Below are 19,340 nucleotides of genomic sequence, written 5' to 3' on the forward strand. Positions count from 1 at the left end.
TGAAAAAGGGATAAATTTAAAGAGGAGTGACATGTATGAAATGTGTAAAAGGAAGCATGGTTCTATTATTTGCAGGTGTAGTGGCAGGAAGCTCACAAGCAGCTGCAGAAGAAGTAGCGTTTGAGCAAGATTGGAAGACATTAATCGATGATCGAAACCTGGTGGAAGACGCAGATTTACCAGGTAATGGAGAGATCGAGCATATGGAGTTATTTCAAGACGAAATCCTACTGACTGATGGTGTCCCCTTTGGTGATTCTTTCATTACCTTTGTGAATCCAGAGAATGGGGAGGTCATAGACAACTTTACGGTCGAAAACCCTTATGATCTTTTGATCTTTAACCAAACAGTAGATGACTATATTATTTTTGATGGAGAAGAAGACTCCCCCTATGATTATACGCTTATCTATTCTGCAGAAGGCGATAAAGTGACAGAGCTTAAAGACGCACAGTTTATCGACTTTTATGGTGAAAACGATCAAAACATTCTTGTGAATGGTGGGTCTGGTTTAGAGGTTCGGGATTTTAATGATGAGGTGATTCACTCCTATGAAACGGAAGCGCTTTTTGAATTCTGGTCTACTGATCAGCATGAACTGAATCTTGTACTTGAAAACAACATGGAGCCCGCCATCGCTGAGGCTGATAACAACTTGAAGCCCGCCATCATTGCGGTTGATAACAACTTGGAACAGCAATGGGAAATTTCTGATTTCCCGGAAGGCTTCGCTGATGAGCCGGGCGACATCCGTAGTATCGATGCTTCTTTAGAAAACACGGCTGTCATACAAAATCGAGAAAATGAATTTGTGACGTATGACATGGATACAGGAGAGTTTTTAACCCGTTTGAGTGATTATAGTCTTGGCAATGGAGATGATGTAGTACCTATGATTGTTTTTGATGATCGCATACACTTCGTTGATGAAAGTGAAACTTCAAATGTTTACGTTTATGACGAAAACCTGGAGTATGTGGATCATCACGAGACTGAAGGAACTGAAATCGACTTGCATCACATGTATATGGAAGAAGCAAACTACCAATTAATTTCAGATTATGAAAATGAAAATACGAAACTCATTAATCTATCAGGGGAAAAAGAGTGGACGTCTGAAGAAACATTGAAGTATAACCGGGATGATTTATCTCTCGCTGGATCTACACTTGGAGATTTTGCTTATTCGAATTTCGAATTTAATAATTATGAAAACGAAATTTACTTAATGGGTGTAGATCAACCCATGACTAAGGTACATGAAATTGATAGTGCTTATTTTCAATGGACAGCGCCAATGATTAGTTCAGATGGAGACCGAATCTTCTTTTTGACGAACGAAGAAGGTGAAACGCACCTCACTGGAATTGAGCGTAGCACTGATGACCATGACATAACACCAGCTGATCATGAATGGACCATCGAATTGAGCCAGAGCGTAGATGACCACAGCGTAACGGAAAGCGCCATTTATATTGAGGATGAAGCTGGGGAGCGGATCGAGATTGATAAAGAAACCGCGGATCAAGAAATTCTGATCCAACCGGCAGACGGTGTATATGCTGCTGGTGACTACACTTTATATGTAACAGATGAACTGCGTTCTGAAAATGGAACCCGTCTGAATGAAGGTGCGGCTCACGAATTTACAGTTGAGTAAAGGTGAACCTGGTTTTGAGGTAAGGTGAAATAAGCGGGGTTGTCCTTTCGGGGGGACGCCCCTTTATATTTATTGACCATCTAAGTTGTCTGCTTCCCTAAAAAATACTTGATTAAGCATCTGCCCGGAGCCTTTATGAGTTTGTAACGTTCGTTCCTGCTCCAGCGTCGTGCGTTGCGAGAGAAGTATTGTTCGTTTCACTAGAGGCAGCGTGCGTTGCAAAACCAGTGCTGTTCGTAGCGAGCGAGCCACTGTTACTTTCTCTAAAATATGGATATTTTCACCCTTGTTCGGCCCTCCCCTTAATAACACAAAAAGACTCATGATTTTTCAATTTATTACATAATTATATTGTAATATTTTGATATAAATAGTAATATAGAGTCTGTTAATAATTACATAGTACTATGAGAAGCGAATCGTTTTGTTTTTCAAGGAAAGAAAAAGGGGTTAAGCGTTGATGGGGGCAAAGAGAAATTGGTTTACGTTTAAGGTTTTGAGTGCGACAGTTTTTGCAGGAAGTTTACTTTACTTTTCAGGTGAGGCTGAAGCTTTGCTTGTGAAAGAAGAACCTGTATTTCTTCAAAATGGACAAGGCGAGCAATTGGGAGAGTATCCGCTTTTGTCCAATGGATCAGAAGCTTATATAGCTTTTGATGATGTGATGAATATCGTAGATGCGGATTACAATGTTACAGAAGACGGACTGGTAGTGACAGAAACGGCTCAATCTGCGAGCCTGCCTTCGCTTTCACCACTACCGAAAGACCGCATTCCTTCATTTACTGAGTACGGAACCTTTTCGTCAACCATTGGCGCTAGAGGCGGAGCGGTGGTCGAAAATGGAGAAAGCCTCATTTATGGTAAAAACGAAACAGAACGCTTGTATCCAGCGAGCACAACAAAAATTATGACGGCGCTTGTTGCACTCGAGCACGGGGATCTTCAAGAAACAGTTCGGGTAAGTGAGGCTACAAGTTCGATCCCCCGCCGCACTTCAACGGCTGATATTGATCCAGGTGACCGGATGACGCTTGAAGAGCTGCTTTATGCGTTAATGGTACCTTCCGGAAATGATGCAGCAGTCGCTGTGGCTGTTCATATTGCAGGCAGTGAATCGGCATTTATCGATATGATGAATGAGAAAGCAGAAGAGCTCGGTGCGATGCAAACGAATTTTAAAAACCCGCACGGCTTGCACGACGAACAACAGTATACAACACCTGCTGACCTGGCCTTAATTGGTCATGAAGCAAGTCAGTATGAAACGTTTATGGACTTAGTGAGCACTTCAACCTACTGGGCAAGCTATACGGACCGTCACGGCCAGCCGAAAACGAGTAAATGGGAAGCAACCAACCAGCAGATTCATGCTGATAAACACCATTATGATGGGCGTATGTCCGGCGGTAAAACCGGTTATACGTCAGCATCGAGGCACAACTTAGTGACTTTTGCTGAGCAAAACGGAAATACTTACACCATTTCATTACTGCGCGGCACCCGCAATCAACGTTATCAAGACGCCGCATCTCTACTGACACATGCGTTCAATGCCCGGAGTTCGTATGATCAAACGTATAAGCAGACAGCTACATTAAACGCAGCTGAGACAACGTTAACGTGGGACGGCGTAACAACAAGTGAACAGCCGTTTGTCATTCATGCCGGCAAACATTATATCGCTTTAAATGAAATTGCTGAACAGTTAGGGCTTCAATTAAGCAGTGAGCAGGACACAAAATTAGCTTTGGATGGCTCACTAGTCTCGTTTAACGATGCAATGCCTTTAACTGAAAACAGCCGAATGCTGGTTCCAGTACGATCGGTGTTTGAACATCTAGGTTTAGATGTTGGCTGGGATCAGCAAAACCAGGTCGTTTATGCAGATGACGGTGAAGTTGCCATTGAGCTGCCGATCGGTCAATCCAACGCAACGTTAAACGGAGAACAAGTTAACCTCGATGTAGCAGCCGATGTAAGAAGCGGACGCACGTATGTGCCGGCCCGTTTTGTCGGCGAATCATTTGACGCTGTCGTCGACTGGGGACGCGGCCGGACGGTAGGAGCCCCATAAATACGAACGGGGACTCCATGATGTGAAGAAGCTATTTTGTAGTAAGAAAAAGCTCCGCAGTATTTACTGGGGAGCTTTTTCAGTTACTATGTAACCTGGAAATGCGTTTTCATAGTTGGTAAAATTAAAATTATTACTTATATCATAGAACGAAAGGTTGATGTATATGAAGAAACTTATTGGTGCCGGTGTTGCCGGTGCATTGATGTTTAGTGTAAGCAGTACAGCACAGGCCGCATTTGATGATGTAAGTTCTACACATTGGGCGAAATCCTCTATTGAACAAATGGTCGAGAAGGAAATCATTAACGGTTACCCGGATGGTACATACCGCCCGGATGCATCAATTCAACGCCAGCATGTTGCGGCGATTCTCAACCGAGGGTTAGAGCTTGACGGCACAAATGAAGCGCTGCCGGCTGATCTTGGCATCAACAGCTCCCACCCTCACTACAATGACATTCAAGCTGTGTACTCAAGCGGTATCATGCAGGGAACAAATGAAGGGTTCGAACCAGAAGCTGAATTCACACGAGCGCAGATGACCGAAGTGCTTACCAATGCCTTTGATCTTGAAGCGCAAGCATCGACGTCGTTTGACGACTTGAGTGAACAGCACTGGGGGTATGACAGCGCTCAAGCTGCTGTAAGTGCCGGACTTGCAAGTGGCTATGAGGATAACACTTTCCGTCCGAATAACCCGACAACCCGAGCGCAGATGGCCGCATTCCTCATAAGTGCGCTTGATTATCAAGATCATGACAGCCTATCCGTTACAGTGGAAGGCGAAGAAGTTGAAGCGGTCTCTCACCACGGGGAAAGCTATATCCTTGTGAGCGATATGGAGAAGATGGGCTATGACGTAAACACGACCGATGCAGGTGCTGAAGTAGACCGTGGGGATCTCACAGCCGCGTTTGAAGCAGGTGTTCCGCGTACCGTTTTCGATAATGAGGGTGGCATGACTTTCGATGAGGCACCGATTGAGGCAGACGGAGAGCTTGCCCTGCACACCGATGTGATTGATCTAGTCTTTGGCGCAGATGTAGAAACCGGTACAGACGAGCTAACCATTGAAGCTGCCGGTTATGAAGAGGAAGAAGTTGACTGGTGGGGGCGGCCGTATCGGACAAGTGACGATCTTTCCAATGAAGAATTTTTCCCTTGGCTGTTAGAGCATGTGCCGGCAGACTTTTATGAATCTCCGGAAAGAAATGTTGATGAGGGGCTGTTTCAAACCGCTTCAGAATTCTATGGCGAACACGAAGGTGACCAAGTGACGAAAGAAAATGTCTCGCTTTGGCTTGAAAGGGTACGCACATATTACAACAACATTTTGAATGTTGATTACCGCACCATAGATGAAAGCTGGGCAGAAGAAACTCTTGAGCAGGTGACAACAGGTGAAATTGACGATCAAATATATGATTACGTTGATTGGGTGAAGGAAAATGAAATTGTAATTGAAGGCTGGTTTGAGCCGGAGCCGACTTTCATTTATCGAGATGCCAGCCAACATATGCGCGGTGCTTTTGACTTCGAGATTAAGGAGTACAATGAGCGCGAAGATGTATTATTCGATATTTATGATCAAGCCATGATTGATGGTGAGTGGCAGGACTTAGGACAAGGAAGATATCAAGGGTACTCTGATATTAGAATTGGTTCTAGTATTGGTGGAAATTGGGGTCCGACATGGGGAGTTATCGGTCCATCAATCACATTCCATTGGAGCTACCGTTAAAAAGTTGAAAAGCAGGTGAGACATTGAAAAGGGTAGTGAGCGCCGCCTTTCTAGCCGCGGCGCTGGCACTCTTGATGGCACAGGAGGCCGGCGCCGGGTTTGGCAATACAGCGCACATCAATGATGGAGCGCTTGAATTCCGGACTATAACGACGGAAGCAAGCACCGGCACACGATTCCGGACGATTGGGTTTACCCTGACAGACAACCCTCAACAGACGTACAAGCCGCAGGAAACCGCACCGGCGTTCGGTGAGGTTTACGGACCGCAGACGTATAACGACGGCCATCCGGATAGTTATTTTCAAATCAACTCTACAAGTGCCGGAGGTGGTGATTTAGAAGTTGATTTCCTAGTCGATGAAGAAGATTACATCACGCCGGCGCTTGAAGATGCGGGGGTGGGGGGTATCACTTCTCTTAAAAACAGTAGTTTGTCGTCAGTCAATGATCAACACAGAGCTGCCGTTTAATTTCTCTAAGTGACACAAGGTTATGCTTTATTATAAAATGACTGAAGTGACTGAGAGTTTAGAGAAGCGAGGTGCAAGTTTTTGAAATACCTATTGCCAATTGTAGGTGTTCTTATTATCGGGGCATTAGTGACTTATATGGCCGTGCTGCCATCAGACCCTCCGGATAATGAAGCATCTGATCAACAAAACGGTTCACAAGACGAGCCGGGCTCAGAAGATGCAAAGGCCCCCGAAGATGCAGAGCATAACATCCCAGTGTTAATGTATCACGATTTTGACACAGAAGAAGAGAATTCTTTAACGGTACACCCTGATGATTTTCGCGATCAGCTTGAAGCATTAGATAATGCCGGCTACGAAACAATTAATGACCAAGATTTAATCGACTTTAAAAACGGGGATGAAGATGCACTGCCTGAGCAGCCGATACTGATTACAATTGATGACGGCTATGTATCCAATTACGAGTATGCTTATCCCATATTAGAAGAGATGGACATGCAGGCGACGATCTACATTATTGTTGAGCGTAGAGATGTAGGAGCGGACAATCATTTCAGTTGGGAAGAGGCTCGTGAAATGGTAGAGAGTGGTCATATTGATATCCAACACCATACGTACGATTCACATCACTACATTGAAACTGAAGATGGGGAAGAATCACCTGTCTTGGCGGCTCGAAAGCCGGAGGAATCAGGAGAAGCGTATGAAGAGCGCGTGCGTGAAGATATGGCTTTAGGCATTAAGCGGGTGGAAGAAGAATTAGGAATTACAATGAACTCCTTTACCATGCCTTATGGAAGATCCAATCAAACGATACGTGATGTCTCAGAGGACCTTGGGATTGAAATGTTTTTCACGGTACGTGCACAGATGAACACCGAAGAGGAAGTTAAGGATGGATTGATGCATCGGTTTAATGTACCCGGCGGAATGTCAAGCCAAGAGTTGATCGATATGCTAGAAGAACATAAATCTTAGTAGAAAAGCCTCGCGGGAGAACACCGCGAGGCTTTTCTACTAATTGCTGCGCTCATCCTTTTTCGAGATGAAAGGATTTTGTTTCGGCCAGGCGCCGAAGAATATCCAGCCGCCTTTCATGTATTTTAGTACGAAAGTGACAATAATCCACGTTAAGCCTAAAGCGGTTAAAAAACCACCTGCAATCCATGCGTGATACACTAGAGAGGTTGGGTCATTGAAGTCTGCTGTCATGCGATAAGCATGGAGTACAAGCGGATGAAGCAGGTAAATGCCGAATGATACAATACCTAAATGAATGAGTGTATTTACAATCGGCCGTGGCCAGTGTTTATAGATCCAGTATGAAAGCTGAAGTAGTATGATCGCTGTTGTGATCGTGTGGATGTTCCAAAACATTGTATAAATCCTAGAATCAAATGTCATTCCATAAGCTCTCGTTAGGTAGTAAATATAAATATGCCCACCGGCACCAAATAACCAAAAACCCCATACACCGAGCCAAAGAAAGAGACGTTTCGTTTGGAAGTTTTCTTTAGTGACACGCAGCCAGTCAGACACTTTATGATAGTAGATACCAATAAATGCGCCGGTGAAATAGTATCCTGCATACCAAATCGCCAAGCTGGCAGGTTCTTGATACTGTAGTGACATATTGTTGTAAAAAACAAAGGCCCATTGAATAAGCAAGCCGATCCATAAAGCGTTTACGACCGTAAAGCGGCTTTTCTGCATCCATTTTAAAAACAGCGGGAAAATCATGTAAAACTGCACGCTGATAAACACAAAGTACAAGTGAGGGTGAGCACTTCCTGTTAAGAGGTCACCTACAAATTGATAAAAAGCACCGCTCCATGTCTCCGGACCGTGCCGGAGGACGGCTTGATTTAATTCAAAATATAAAATTGAAAAGAACAAATAAGGTATAAGGATATAGAGGAGGCGCCTTTTGTAAAAACGTGTTACGAGTCCGCGGTCTACGGGACGCTGGTAATAGTTGTAGAACAAAATAAAACTAGTCAATAAAATAAACGTAGGTGTACCAAACTTGAAAAACATATTTAAAAAATTATATCCGGCCAGCGACGTTGATGGTCCATCAATCTGTGCTGCAGGGTTTGATGTCGAATGAACCATAATTACCGCTAAAATTGCCAAAGCGCGGACAACAAATATTTCATTAATTGATTGATTGCCAGGGTCCGGCTTCACGAACGTCACTCCTTGTCACACAATTTCGCATGTGATGCTGAATTTTTCTTTCTACATTTTATCATGAACCACCGTCTGAGTATTGTGTACATAGAATTTCCCAAAAAATTTTACCGGAAAATATCAGTCGTAACGCTTGTAAAGTTAAAGCTGACGAAATAGTTTTATAAAGTTTTCTGTAAGAAAGCAGAGCTGGAGGCGCCGACAGACTATATAGTGATAAAAGTATATAGATTGAGAGCCAAGAATGGGTTGATATCGCTCTTGTGAAATATCTATGTGATCAAATGTTGTGTGAAATGACGAACTTCTCATTTCAAGAAAGTCATTGCCGCAGATTTGCGTCATTGTGGAAAATTTTATAAAAGTGGTTACATCCCTCGTCAATTTCTTTAAGTGTGATTTATAATAAATTTATACTAAATAGAAATTAAGGTGATGGATATGAAGAAAAGTGTAATAGCATTAACTGTACCTTTTTTTGCAGCAGCGCTCTTAACAGCGTGTGGCAATGGTGAAGATGTCGAAGAACCGGATGCAACAGCAGATGAAAACGGTGAAGAAACCGAAGAAAATATGGATGACGAAGCTGACGACGATGTAGAAGAAGCAGCGGACCCGGCGGAAGAAGAAGAGCCGGAAATCGACGAAGCTGAACTTGAAAGTGCGCTCTCTGACCTCGATGGGGTAGAAGATGTAGTCGCTCAACTCACGGACGGCACGATCATCCTTGATGTGACAGTGAGTGACGCCGACGTTGACACCGATGCTTTAGCGGACGATATCGCTGACGAAGCTGATAACGAACTCGAAGATGCTTACACGTACGACATTGTGTTCATTCACGAAGGTGAAGATATCGATGCCGTCGTTATTGAAAATGAAGATCTAGACGACGTTGATGAAGACGAAGACACTGAAGCTGAAGAAGCAGCAGAAGACGATGAATAAATAGCATATATTTTTGCATCCCCCTCACGGCAACGCTGCTGTGAGGGGGATTTTTTAACAGGGGTCAGACCCCTGCCAAAAACGGTCATGATTCTGCACAAATTTGCTCACTTTTCATTCGCAGCCTGCATAGTGTTCGTTCCGATCCGTGCTCCGTGCGTTCCGGCCGGAGCGGCGTTCGTTGCTCAGTCTGTAGTGTTCGTTCCGATCCGTGCGCCGTGCGTTCCGGCCGGAGCGGCGTTCGTTGCTTGGCCTGGAGCGTGCGTTCCGATATCGTTGCTGTTCGTTCCGAGCGTGCTACTGTTATTTTCACTAAAAACTGGTACTCGCACCCTGTCCAGCACGTAACATTAGTGCAGTGTTCGTTCCGATCCCTGCGCCGTGCGTTCCGGCCGGAGCGGTGCTCGTTGCTCAGTCTGTAGTGTGCGTTCCGGTACCTCCGCTGTTCGTTCCGAGCGTGCTACTGTTATTTTCTTCAACTACCATACATAACTTCGTACCTTGAACAAAGCCCTATAGTTTTAATCAACAAGTTTCTGCTACAATCGATATATATCAGACAAGTTTGACAAATGGAGGTTTTTAACAATGAAGAAACCAGCAAAGCGTCTCTGTGCAGGATTGCTCGCAGCATCCCTTGTCGGTGCCGGCTCGTTAAGTACAGCCGCAGCCGATCAGCCAGGAAATCAAGGTAATGGCTCTGGCAACGCACCGGGTCAGCAAAATGGTGAAGAAGAAAACGATAATGGCAACGGCAATAACAACGCAGGCGGTCCACCGTCAGATATCACCCCTGGCCCGCCGATTGCGCCGATGGAAAGTCACCTGGATCGCATTGAAGACAACGTCGCCGAGATTGAAGAAGCTATCAGCACGTACTTCGATATTGAGTTAGGTGAAGACTTGGAAGATGAAGAAGCAGAAGAAGACGAATCTGCGGAAGAAGATGAAGAAGCAGAGGAAGACGAATCCGCGGACGAGGATGAAGAAGCAGAGGAAGACGAATCTGCGGAAGAAGATGAAGAAGCAGAGGAAGACGAATCCGCGGACGAGGATGAAGAAGCAGAAGAAGACGAATCTGCGGACGAGGATGAAGAAGCAGAGGAAGACGAATCTGCGGACGAGGATGAAGAAGCAGAAGAAGACGAATTCGCGGAAGAAGATGAAGAAGCAGAAGAATCGGTTGAAGCAGCAGATGTTGATGAAGATGTAGAGGAAGACGAATCCGTGGAAGAAGATGAAGAAGTAGAAGAAGACGAATCTGCGGAAGAAGATGAAGAAGTAGAAGAGGACGAATCTGCGGAAGAAGATAAAGAAGCAGAGGAAGACGAATCTGCGGAAGAAGATGAAGAAGCAGAAGAAGACGAATCTGCGGAAGAAGATGAAGAAGTAGAGGAAGACGAATCCGCGGAAGAAGATGAAGAAGCAGAGGAAGACGAGGACCTTGATGAAGAGCTGGCTGAATGGGAAAACGCAAGCTTCAACAGCTTTCCTGGCCGCTTGAACGCTCAAAGCAATCAGCTCGGTTCGATTGAACAGCGTTTAAGTGTTCGCGCCAACCACCCGCACGCGGATGGCGAAGATGAAGCCGGCGCCGAAGTACAGGAGCGCGTTGACGCATTAGCTGAGCGCATCGCAGCTGCTGAAGCAGCGGTGCAGGAGGCACAGGAGCAGTGGACGTCCGGCCTTGATGAAGAAGAAGCAGATGAGCGCACTTCAGAAGAAAGCGTCGCTGTAGACCATGCTTGGAACGTCGCCTTCAGCGCGCCGCTCAATGAAGACACCGTAGCGAACGAAAACTTTCTTCTTATTGATGAAGACCGTGATGTCGTGGAAGTTGATGTATCTTACGATGCTGAAGCGCAGGCGGTGACGCTTGATCCAGTTGATAACTTTTATGAAGATGAAACGTATGACCTTTACATCCGCGGCGATGTAGAAGACGAATCCGGCACACCACTCGGCTCCACCACCCGAATGAATTTTACTGTTGAATAAGTGAATTAAGCCCTGCAGTTTTACAGCTGCAGGGCTTAATTTCGTCTAATAAAGCATTTCACCTTAACTTACTGTGCGTTTCGAAACGGTCAGCGTGCGTTCCAACGAAAGTGTCGTCTGTTTCGCAGTGGTTGTTGTTCGTTGCAAACGTGCTACTGTTATTTTCTCTAAAAAATGGGAACGAACAAACGTGAGCAGCTGCTGTGCTGCTCACTAACACCCCGGCGGGATATACAGGTGGCTGTGCGGCTTTGTGAGTTGCCGGCACCCAACATCTTGAAGAAATCGGCGCGTGGTATGGCGCGAGTTCAGCTGCAAAAAGTCACGCACCTCACCATTGGTAAAAGGATCGCTTGTGAGGTTGAAAAAATCCTCTAACGCTGCTCGGTGTGCATACAATTCGATCCGCCCACAACGCGTGCAGCGCCAGCGTTTATGAAGCCAGTGCATTGTAAAATCGCTACAAGTCCCGCAACGCACGCCTGGTCGAAGGTTCTGCAAAGTCAGCTGCCAGGAACTTAATTTCGGGAGAGGCGCTGGTTTATGTGAGGCAAGTAAAGCGGACTGCCAGCTTTGAAGCGCCTTCTCCTTTCCTGTCGTTTCCGGATCCGCCGCCGTTAATTCTTTCGTGACCCGCCACAGCTCCTCCGGGCGCAGCAGCAGGCAATCCGCCGGCCGCCACAGCACACTATCCCGATGTGTAAACACTGCAATATGGTGTACAGGCAGCTCAGGCAGGCCGCGCTCGGCCGCCCACACCCACAGTAACTCCGACGTGTTATGCAACTGTACAAGCGGATTCGTAAACTGCTCCACTGTCTCCGGCAGCGTGCGCGTCATTAACCCATACCGTGATGGAATGTCTATGGAGCCTTTTAAATGCTTCACTTCAAGGAGAAATAGGCGGTGAGGCGTTAAGAGAATTGCATCCAGTTGAAAAAAACGATCCGGCGAAACCGGGAGGCGGATATCTTGGAAAATACGAAATTCGGAGAAGAAGCGGTTGAAAATAAAGTTGAGGCTTTGCTCGCCGCGGTGACCAGCGTGGCGCTTATGGTACGCCGTCATAAGTCCGGGGTAAGCGGGGTGATCTGCCGGAAGCCGGTGCTTCAGCGCTTCCAACTGCAATAGCGGGGCCGTCTTTTTGAGAGGTTTAATAATCAAAAGGGTGCTCCTTTCCATAAGTTATATCGATTATACCGTAATACGCTTCAAAAGCGAATAAAAAAGGTGGAAAATCAGCAGTTGCTGCTTGCGCCGTTCGTTTCGTCGACTATATCGTTCGTTTCGTCGACTATATCGTTCGTTTCGTCGCGACCAATGTGAGTTCCTCAGCCGCTACTGTTCGTTTCGCGCATGCTACTGTTATTTTCTCTAAAACCTGGAAACTATCACCCCGTGTTCTGAGCTGCCCCCACAATTGCTAACATATGATATAATTATCTGAAAAAGGAGTCGGTATTTATGCTGAAAAAAAGGTTGATTGCTGTGATCGGAGCCGTCACAGCAGGACTTATCACGGCAAGCACAGCAGGCGCGGCTGATATGTGGCAGGAGCGTACCATAGATGACAGCTACAAAGACTGGACCATTACATTTTCAAGTGATGTCTCAACAGACGCGTTGACAGAAACGCCCATCCGCGTTGCAACCGAAGACGGCGAAACGCTTTATGTAGAAGCCTTGCTCGATGCATCAAACGAAGTGACAGTGCTGCCGCCCGCCGATGGTTATGACCCTGGCGCATCGTACGAGCTAGTCGTACCGCAGGAGCTTCACTCTGAACAAGGCACTGCATTGAAGGAAAAAGCCGTGCTGCCATTTACAATGGAAGAAGATGAAGAAGCAGAATCGTTAGAGGCCCTCGAATTAGGTGCAGAGCAGAAAGAGGTCGAGACGTTTCTCGGGGCACCAGAAGCGAGCGGTGTTGAAAGCATCTATGACTATCAGTGGGACATTTACCACGAGGATTACGCAGCTTATACCCAGGTCGGCTACAACGATGATCGTGAAGCTGTCGGCTTTTTAACATTCAGTCCGGACAGTCCGGAAATTTCTGAAGTGAACGTTGGCGATGATCAAGTGGATGCACGTGATGCACTTGGCGAGCCGCTGGAACATATTCATCGTGAAGGCACGAATTATGTCGTTGAAGATGATACGAATGACATATTCCATCATGACGGTGCCTACCACTGGGTATTTTACGATCTTGCGCAGGAAGCTGAAGTAATGGCCGTAGCTGTCATTGATGAAGCGGCAGAAGAGGCCCTCGGCGGTTTTTACGGGGAGCCAAGCGATGACCTTCGAGCTGGTTTGGAAGAACAATCCGTCGCTCAGCTCGGGGCAATTCGGGTCCAGCACGATCTTGCGCCGTTAGGCTGGCATGAAGCGTCGACCGCTACTTCCCGCGCGCATAGCAAAGACATGGCGGATGGATCCTTTTTAGGCCATGCCGGTTCTGATGGACGCGGGCCTTTTGAACGTTTATCAGATGATGGCTTTGCATTTGGTGCGGCAGCGGAAAATGTAGCGTATGGTACGGCTGCAGCGGTTTATACCAACGTCGGTTTAATGAACTCACCAGGTCACCGGGCGAATATTTTAAATGGCGATTTGGAGCAGGTTAGTGTCGGTTTTGCGTTTGATGCTGAAAATCGACCGTTTATTACACAGAAATTTTTAACCCCGCGCTAATCTGGGCTGAAAGATACAAATTGTCCATAATTTATTGCCGAACACCTATGATTTTCAAGTATAATGAAAATACAACCAACAAGATTGAGGTGGAAGTTACATGAAAAAATCTATACTTCGTTATGGCACCCCTTTAATCATGGCCGCAACGCTTACAGCCTGCTTCGGTAATGGCGAAGAACTCGAAGAGCCTGAAGCGATGCAGAATAATGGTAGTAGCGATGTCGCGCAGGAAGCAGACGAAGCAGATACAGATGAAACTGAAAGCAGTACAGCCAATAATGGTACAGATGACGATGACACTGATGAAAATACCAGCGAGGGCATAGCTTCAGAGGAGAGCAGTTTAAATGGCGACGATGATGCCAGTGAAGGAAGCAGCGGATCAAATGGAGATAGCGGGTCTGCTGGAGGAAGCAATGGCTCAGATGAAGATAATGGATCTGCTGAAGGAAGCAGCAGTTCAAATGGAGGTAGCGATGATACTAGCTCAAATGGTGAATCTGGAGGAAATAACGGAGGCTCAAGCGAATCTGCAACCGGTGATTCAGATGGCAGTATAAGCAGTGCTTCAACTGAGACTGAAGACAATTCATCCCAGAACGCTGACCGACCTTTTGGCAGTGATGAAGACACGCCGCCGTCTGCAGCTGCAGCTGGAGACGATTCTGCAGAAACAGCGGAGTTCGACGAGTTAAATATGGAGTATGAACAAGCTGGTATCCCAGGGCTTTTGAACGTCTATATTCATGATGCAGGAGAAAGTGGTCTGCCGGAAGATGAAGACATTTCATTGGAGGCTGAAGTTCAAGGCGAGGCAGTGGTTTTTGAATATGAGGAAGATAACGAGCGCTATGCGTTATATGGTTTTAGTGGAGAAGAAGATCATTACGAAGGAGCCACTCTTTATTACTAAAGAAGGCCGGACATTGCGTCCGGCCTTTGCTTTTAGGAGATATCAACGATTTCAAAATCTTCTTCGACATCTTCAGCGTCATCATCTTGCCCTGTTTCTACTTGTAAACCTCCATCATTATCCAAAGTAGCAGACCCGGCGGCACCGGTATCGAGCGGATCAAATTCGCTGAAATCAGTTGTGTCAGGGTTGCCATGAAGGCGCGCATAGTCGCCGGCAGCAATGTAAGTCGAGCCGTCAACGGAAACACCTGCAATATCAGGTAAGCCCGTGTCTGTGGAGTCACTTAAAAACGCGTAAAGTTCATTTGTGTCCTGGTTACCATAGGCCCGGGCGTAATCTACTGCTTCAACGGAATACTGTTCACCTTCAACGTTAAAAAGCACCGATTGGGGTGTAGTATCTGCGGATGCGGTGGTAGAGAGCGCCGCAAAGCCTCCCACTGCAACGCCAAGCGCGACAGCTCCGGTAGTAATAAGTTTCTTCATAAGTTAGAAACCTCCTTGATTCATCTTTAAGTACTGAGTGCATTATACTGCATTTTGGTTACGCTGGGAAGTATATCCCAAAATACATAAGCCTACGTAACTTCTCACAAAGCAGTTAAGTGCCATCAACCCTTATATCGTCAATTTTCAAAAATATTAAATAGCTCGCACATTGTTTTAGCAAAAACTAGCTTCATTTCTATATAACTTTAGTCGACAGTGAATTCATGCTGGACACCCTTAGTTAGCTGAGTACCGTTTTCAGAAGTTAGCTCATCGCTTACATGTAGAGTGTAGTCTCCAGGAGCGTAACTGCCATCCTCCGGTTGCACATCAATCTTATACTCGTGTACGCTTTTTTCAATGTTGAGGGTGGTACCATGTTCATTTTTAATGTAGACATTGTCTTTGTGTACACTATCAGCATCTACTGCATGATTCAGTTCAATCGTCCATTCGTGATCGGCCGGTGTTGCTTCTGTCTTGCTTTTTTCAGTGGGGTCACGGTCGAGAGCAGTTAAATAGATGTTTAAGTCTTCATCTACGGTTTGGAAAAATACCTGTTTGTTATTAGTGCTGAAAACCGGCTCTTGAGTGAGCTTTTTGTTTTCAAGCTGATGTATAGCCGTATACGGTTGTTCAGGACTAGCGTAATACAAGGTATCTTCGTCAGGCATAAAGGTTAACAATTCGCCTTCTGAATTAGTAGTATGACCTGTGTTGGGTTCGGTTGCTTTATCAGATGTCCAGCGTTCCTCGAGCGATTCATCTAACATTGAGCTCGTATAATCTTCAGAATTGGTGTAATCTGTAATTAAAACGTGGTTTTGCTTCGGGCTGTCTACAGTTTTAAACTTGATATTGGAAACGTTACCCTGACTTGGTTGAGTAGTTACTTTTTCCAGGTTTTCATTGTAAAGATTGATCTTATCCTCTTCAATCGTGAGAAACCTCTCATGATCAAAATATCCTTTTTGTATAAATAATTCTTCATCGGTATATTTTAGAAGGTTGTCCGTTCTCGTACCATCCTCTATGTTGTAAGCAGCTATTTCATCATTCTGCCCGTGGACGATTAATCTGCTATCAAGCAAAGAAGTCTCGGTGGGAGCGAAATCTCCAGGAAGGTCATCGATTTCCCACATCAAGTCAAGGTCTTCATTTAGCGCAGCAAATGTTGGGTCTTCATGGCCGTAAGAAAAAATCACAGATGGATCCGATTCAGGCTTTGTGTGGATAATCTGTAAGGGGTCCTCAAAGGCCGGATCAAATGAGGCAACGATTTCATCTTCAAAGCTTCGTAATTCAATAGCATTATTATCAGTTTCATGATGCTGTACAAGTATCTGATGATTTTTACCATATTCAGCTCCAATCAAACCACCTTCTACCGTAAAAACTTTCTCACCCTCTGCTGAATACACTATAGTTTCAGTTGATCGCCCGTCAGTAGCTAAGGCACCTCCAGGCGTAAAAGCTTCGATAAATATGTATCCCTCGTTAACACCGCTCACATTAAGGTGGTTCTCAGTGGTTTCGATATCAGTAGTATTCACAACTTCTCCGTTTTCGGAATCAAAAACCTTTAACGTCTGTGTTCCACTGTCTAAGCTGATAAGCTTGTTGTCCACATCTCCTATTAACTCTATGTTACTTTCAACTTCAACCGTCCAGTTCTCTGAAAACGATGGATGCTCAGCGCCTGCATGTGCAGTGCCGGCGATCATACCTGTAATAAAGATCGCAAAACCACGTTGTAACCATTTTTTCAACAACCTCACTCCTAGTATAAAACCATTTTTGGATTTCATGTAACCATGTAACATAGTTCATGATAATATAAACCTAATCATAAAGAAATGGTTATTTTCCTTTTTATAGATTGATTTCCTTGGGTCCATATGGATAATCTTCTTAAAAGCACTTGAGTAATAGAGATGAATAATGTATCAAGGCTTATATAATTACATGTAAGTAATAAATAATATAAAATGTATTAAAAACCATTCGACTGATAATGCTGTAAAAATGTTTGCGCCAACTGGTGAAATGCCGTCGAAACATGTACCGGAAGTAGAAGAAAACCACACATGGACCATAACTTTTAATCAGTCATTAGATCCTGCAACAGCTAATGAAGCCTCGGTTTATGTTACGGACTACCGTGGAGAGCCTTTGGATACCGACATCAACCTAGGTGCCTTGGACCAAACTACTATACACGTTTCAGCACCAGCTGAAGGATATAGTCTTGGCGCACATACGCTGTTTATTACAAGTGATCATACGAGTGGTAACGGTCATCGTCTCGAGGAACAGGTGAAGCATTTATTTAAGGTGCCTGAATCAAGGTAGTATATAAATACATTTAGATAACTGTGCCCGATTTTCGTAAACCCAAACAACTGAACATAAAGGAGAAACTGTAATGCTGGAGTGGATATTGGCCGGCGCGTGGGTGCTCGCGGCCTGGTTTTTTGAAGGGTTTTATTCAACAGACGTGTGGCTCCCGGCCGCTCCGTGGTGGTTCGGGCTCGTTCTGCTATTTCTCACCTATCATTTAATGAAAGGCCGTGTGCGCCAAATAGCGCCCGGCCTTGTTCTATTTGTCGTACCATCTGCGTACATGCTCACTTTGCTGAACGGGGTAGAGTCGGTCCACAGCACCCTGACTTCAGCTATGACATGGACGATGACCGCTTCCGTTGTCCTCCTCTTCTGGCTCGGGACTTTGGATCGCCCGCCAAAACGGTACCTTCTTGCGATATTAGATACTGTAGCCGGCGTCATTCTAGCTTCTTCGGTCATTAGTGCGCTCATAAACGCTGAACATTGGTACGGCACAGTCACCGGAGAAGGTGCTTACGCCGGCTTTCTAGGTTATCCGAATGCAGCGGCGACCGTATATCTCAGCTTGATTTTGTACTACAGCATCCGGGCAGGGCGCTTGGCTCCGCTGTTTCTCGCCTCAGCGGCGGCACTGCTTTCGATGACCGATTCGTTTGCAGCATTAGGCATCCTGTTAGTGGTGCTTGCTGTACTTATGATTCAGCACAAATCCACAGCCTTACAGCAGGCGGCGCAGCACAGCTTGCCGCTTACGCTGACCGCGCTCCTTGCAGGTCTGCTCCCGCCATTCGCCGCGTTTGTAACTACGTTGATGCTCGGCGTGCTGCACATCATATTCCCGCTGGCGGATCACTTTCTATTGTACCAGCGGCACGCTCGAACCCTCGGAATGAGCCTGTTACTTCTATTAAGTGCTGGCGGTGTGGCGGCGTTTGTCTCCGGGGCTGGTGCGACGATGGTAGACCGTGCGATTTACTGGCGCGACGCATTAACGGAGACAGCCGGCACCTTACCCCTCGGCCGCGGCGGCGATGCGTGGCAGACGATGATGTACCGGGCGCAGTCTTCGCCCTACATCAGCCACGAGCTCCACTCATCTTTGGTCACTTGGGCGATCGAGCTCGGCCTGCCGCTTGCTGCGCTGTTTACAGCTGGGATTGCGCTTATTATCCGTCGCATCCACACCTTTTGGGCGCTGCCGGCGCTTGGCATCCTGCTGCACAGCCTTGTCGATTTCACCCTCGCGTTTCCTCTGATTGTCGTGCTCACTGCCGTGTTTATGATGCTCGCTGCCTACGACCTTAAGGCGGAAAGCAGAGGAACGCCTGGGCCGGTTATCGGTGGCGTCGCAGCCGCGCTTATGATGCTGACAGCAGGGTTTGGCACTTATCAGCTGCAGCAGGCTGAACAACATATGCCGGCGCAGCCGGAAGCGGCATTAGAAGCTTACCCATGGCACACGGGAGCGCTGCTTACACAGCAAAACTACGAACGTCTGCTGGAGGTCATTCCTTATCATGCGGCTGCCCGTTTTCAGCTCGGGGTAGAAAAGATCGAAGCTGGTGATGAAGAAACTGGAGAGGCTCATATTCGCCAAGCGATAACCCAAGATCCATTTGACCGGGCAAAGTATGAAGTGTGGGGCGAGCTAATCAATCGTGATGAAGCGCACGCACGCTACGAAAAACAACTTGACGCCTGGAAAGCCGAACCTGTACAGCTAAATGACCAACGTGGTTTTGTCGAGGATTAATTACCCAGTTAGGATCCTGAAATTTCAATAATTTGAA

15 protein-coding genes are annotated in these 19,340 nt (G+C 46.2%); 11 read left to right on the plus strand and 4 right to left on the minus strand.

Annotated elements, in window-relative coordinates:
• Window positions 1-35 precede the first annotated feature (35 nt).
• The 5 genes from B0H94_RS04110 to B0H94_RS04130 all read left to right on the plus strand — a co-directional run bounded on the left by B0H94_RS04110 (window position 36) and on the right by B0H94_RS04130 (window position 6,939).
• Window positions 36-1,661 (plus strand): hypothetical protein, encoded by a 1,626-nt coding sequence (locus tag B0H94_RS04110; protein WP_106587985.1) that lies wholly within the window; start codon window positions 36-38, stop codon window positions 1,659-1,661.
• Window positions 1,662-2,121: 460 nt separating this feature from the next.
• Window positions 2,122-3,738 (plus strand): stalk domain-containing protein, encoded by a 1,617-nt coding sequence (locus B0H94_RS04115; protein WP_106587986.1) that lies wholly within the window; start codon window positions 2,122-2,124, stop codon window positions 3,736-3,738.
• Window positions 3,739-3,904: 166 nt separating this feature from the next.
• A complete protein-coding gene (locus B0H94_RS04120; RefSeq protein ID WP_181315249.1) occupies window positions 3,905-5,482 on the plus strand; it encodes an S-layer homology domain-containing protein in 1,578 nt (525 codons plus the stop codon).
• A 23-nt stretch (window positions 5,483-5,505) separates the two neighbouring features.
• Entirely contained in the window at window positions 5,506-5,955 is a 450-nt protein-coding gene (locus tag B0H94_RS04125; RefSeq protein ID WP_106587988.1) for a hypothetical protein, read from the plus strand.
• An 81-nt stretch (window positions 5,956-6,036) separates the two neighbouring features.
• Window positions 6,037-6,939 carry a polysaccharide deacetylase family protein gene (locus B0H94_RS04130; RefSeq protein WP_106587989.1) on the plus strand — a complete coding sequence of 301 codons (903 nt, stop codon included), beginning with the start codon at window positions 6,037-6,039 and terminating at the stop codon, window positions 6,937-6,939.
• 39 nt (window positions 6,940-6,978) lie between these two features.
• Here B0H94_RS04130 and B0H94_RS04135 read toward each other — a convergent pair whose 3' ends face one another.
• Complete coding sequence (locus B0H94_RS04135) at window positions 6,979-8,151, minus strand: acyltransferase (protein ID WP_245893897.1); 1,173 nt, start codon at window positions 8,149-8,151, stop codon at window positions 6,979-6,981.
• Between the two features lie 444 nt (window positions 8,152-8,595).
• Here B0H94_RS04135 and B0H94_RS04140 point away from each other — a divergent pair, with 444 nt between their 5' ends.
• Together B0H94_RS04140 and B0H94_RS04145 are read left to right on the plus strand one after the other, a co-directional pair.
• Window positions 8,596-9,102 carry a hypothetical protein gene (locus tag B0H94_RS04140; RefSeq protein WP_106587990.1) on the plus strand — a complete coding sequence of 169 codons (507 nt, stop codon included), beginning with the start codon at window positions 8,596-8,598 and terminating at the stop codon, window positions 9,100-9,102.
• Between the two features lie 588 nt (window positions 9,103-9,690).
• Entirely contained in the window at window positions 9,691-11,100 is a 1,410-nt protein-coding gene (locus tag B0H94_RS04145) for an Ig-like domain-containing domain (protein WP_106587991.1), read from the plus strand.
• Between the two features lie 213 nt (window positions 11,101-11,313).
• Here B0H94_RS04145 and B0H94_RS04150 read toward each other — a convergent pair whose 3' ends face one another.
• Window positions 11,314-12,264: a nuclease-related domain-containing protein gene (locus B0H94_RS04150; RefSeq protein WP_181315250.1), complete on the minus strand. Its 951-nt coding sequence runs from the start codon at window positions 12,262-12,264 to the stop codon at window positions 11,314-11,316.
• A 300-nt stretch (window positions 12,265-12,564) separates the two neighbouring features.
• Between B0H94_RS04150 and B0H94_RS04155 the strand changes: the two genes are divergently transcribed.
• Both B0H94_RS04155 and B0H94_RS04160 read left to right on the plus strand, forming a co-directional pair.
• Window positions 12,565-13,797 (plus strand): CAP domain-containing protein, encoded by a 1,233-nt coding sequence (locus B0H94_RS04155; protein WP_106587993.1) that lies wholly within the window; start codon window positions 12,565-12,567, stop codon window positions 13,795-13,797.
• A 100-nt stretch (window positions 13,798-13,897) separates the two neighbouring features.
• Complete coding sequence (locus tag B0H94_RS04160; RefSeq protein WP_106587994.1) at window positions 13,898-14,713, plus strand: hypothetical protein; 816 nt, start codon at window positions 13,898-13,900, stop codon at window positions 14,711-14,713.
• Between the two features lie 32 nt (window positions 14,714-14,745).
• On the opposite strand, the gene B0H94_RS04165 is transcribed toward B0H94_RS04160, so the two are convergent.
• Complete coding sequence (locus B0H94_RS04165) at window positions 14,746-15,201, minus strand: hypothetical protein (protein ID WP_106587995.1); 456 nt, start codon at window positions 15,199-15,201, stop codon at window positions 14,746-14,748.
• 209 nt (window positions 15,202-15,410) lie between these two features.
• Window positions 15,411-16,973 carry a hypothetical protein gene (locus B0H94_RS04170; protein ID WP_106587996.1) on the minus strand — a complete coding sequence of 521 codons (1,563 nt, stop codon included), beginning with the start codon at window positions 16,971-16,973 and terminating at the stop codon, window positions 15,411-15,413.
• A gap of 256 nt (window positions 16,974-17,229) precedes the next feature.
• On the opposite strand from B0H94_RS04170, the gene B0H94_RS14965 reads away from it, so the two are divergent.
• Together B0H94_RS14965 and B0H94_RS04175 are read left to right on the plus strand one after the other, a co-directional pair.
• Window positions 17,230-17,556: a hypothetical protein gene (locus tag B0H94_RS14965; RefSeq protein ID WP_146139911.1), complete on the plus strand. Its 327-nt coding sequence runs from the start codon at window positions 17,230-17,232 to the stop codon at window positions 17,554-17,556.
• Between the two features lie 73 nt (window positions 17,557-17,629).
• Window positions 17,630-19,303: a tetratricopeptide repeat protein gene (locus tag B0H94_RS04175; protein WP_106587997.1), complete on the plus strand. Its 1,674-nt coding sequence runs from the start codon at window positions 17,630-17,632 to the stop codon at window positions 19,301-19,303.
• Window positions 19,304-19,340: the final 37 nt, after the last annotated feature.

Origin of the sequence: Salsuginibacillus halophilus, assembly GCF_003014715.1 — a bacterium.
Classification (GTDB): Bacteria; Bacillota; Bacilli; order Bacillales; family Marinococcaceae; genus Salsuginibacillus; species Salsuginibacillus halophilus.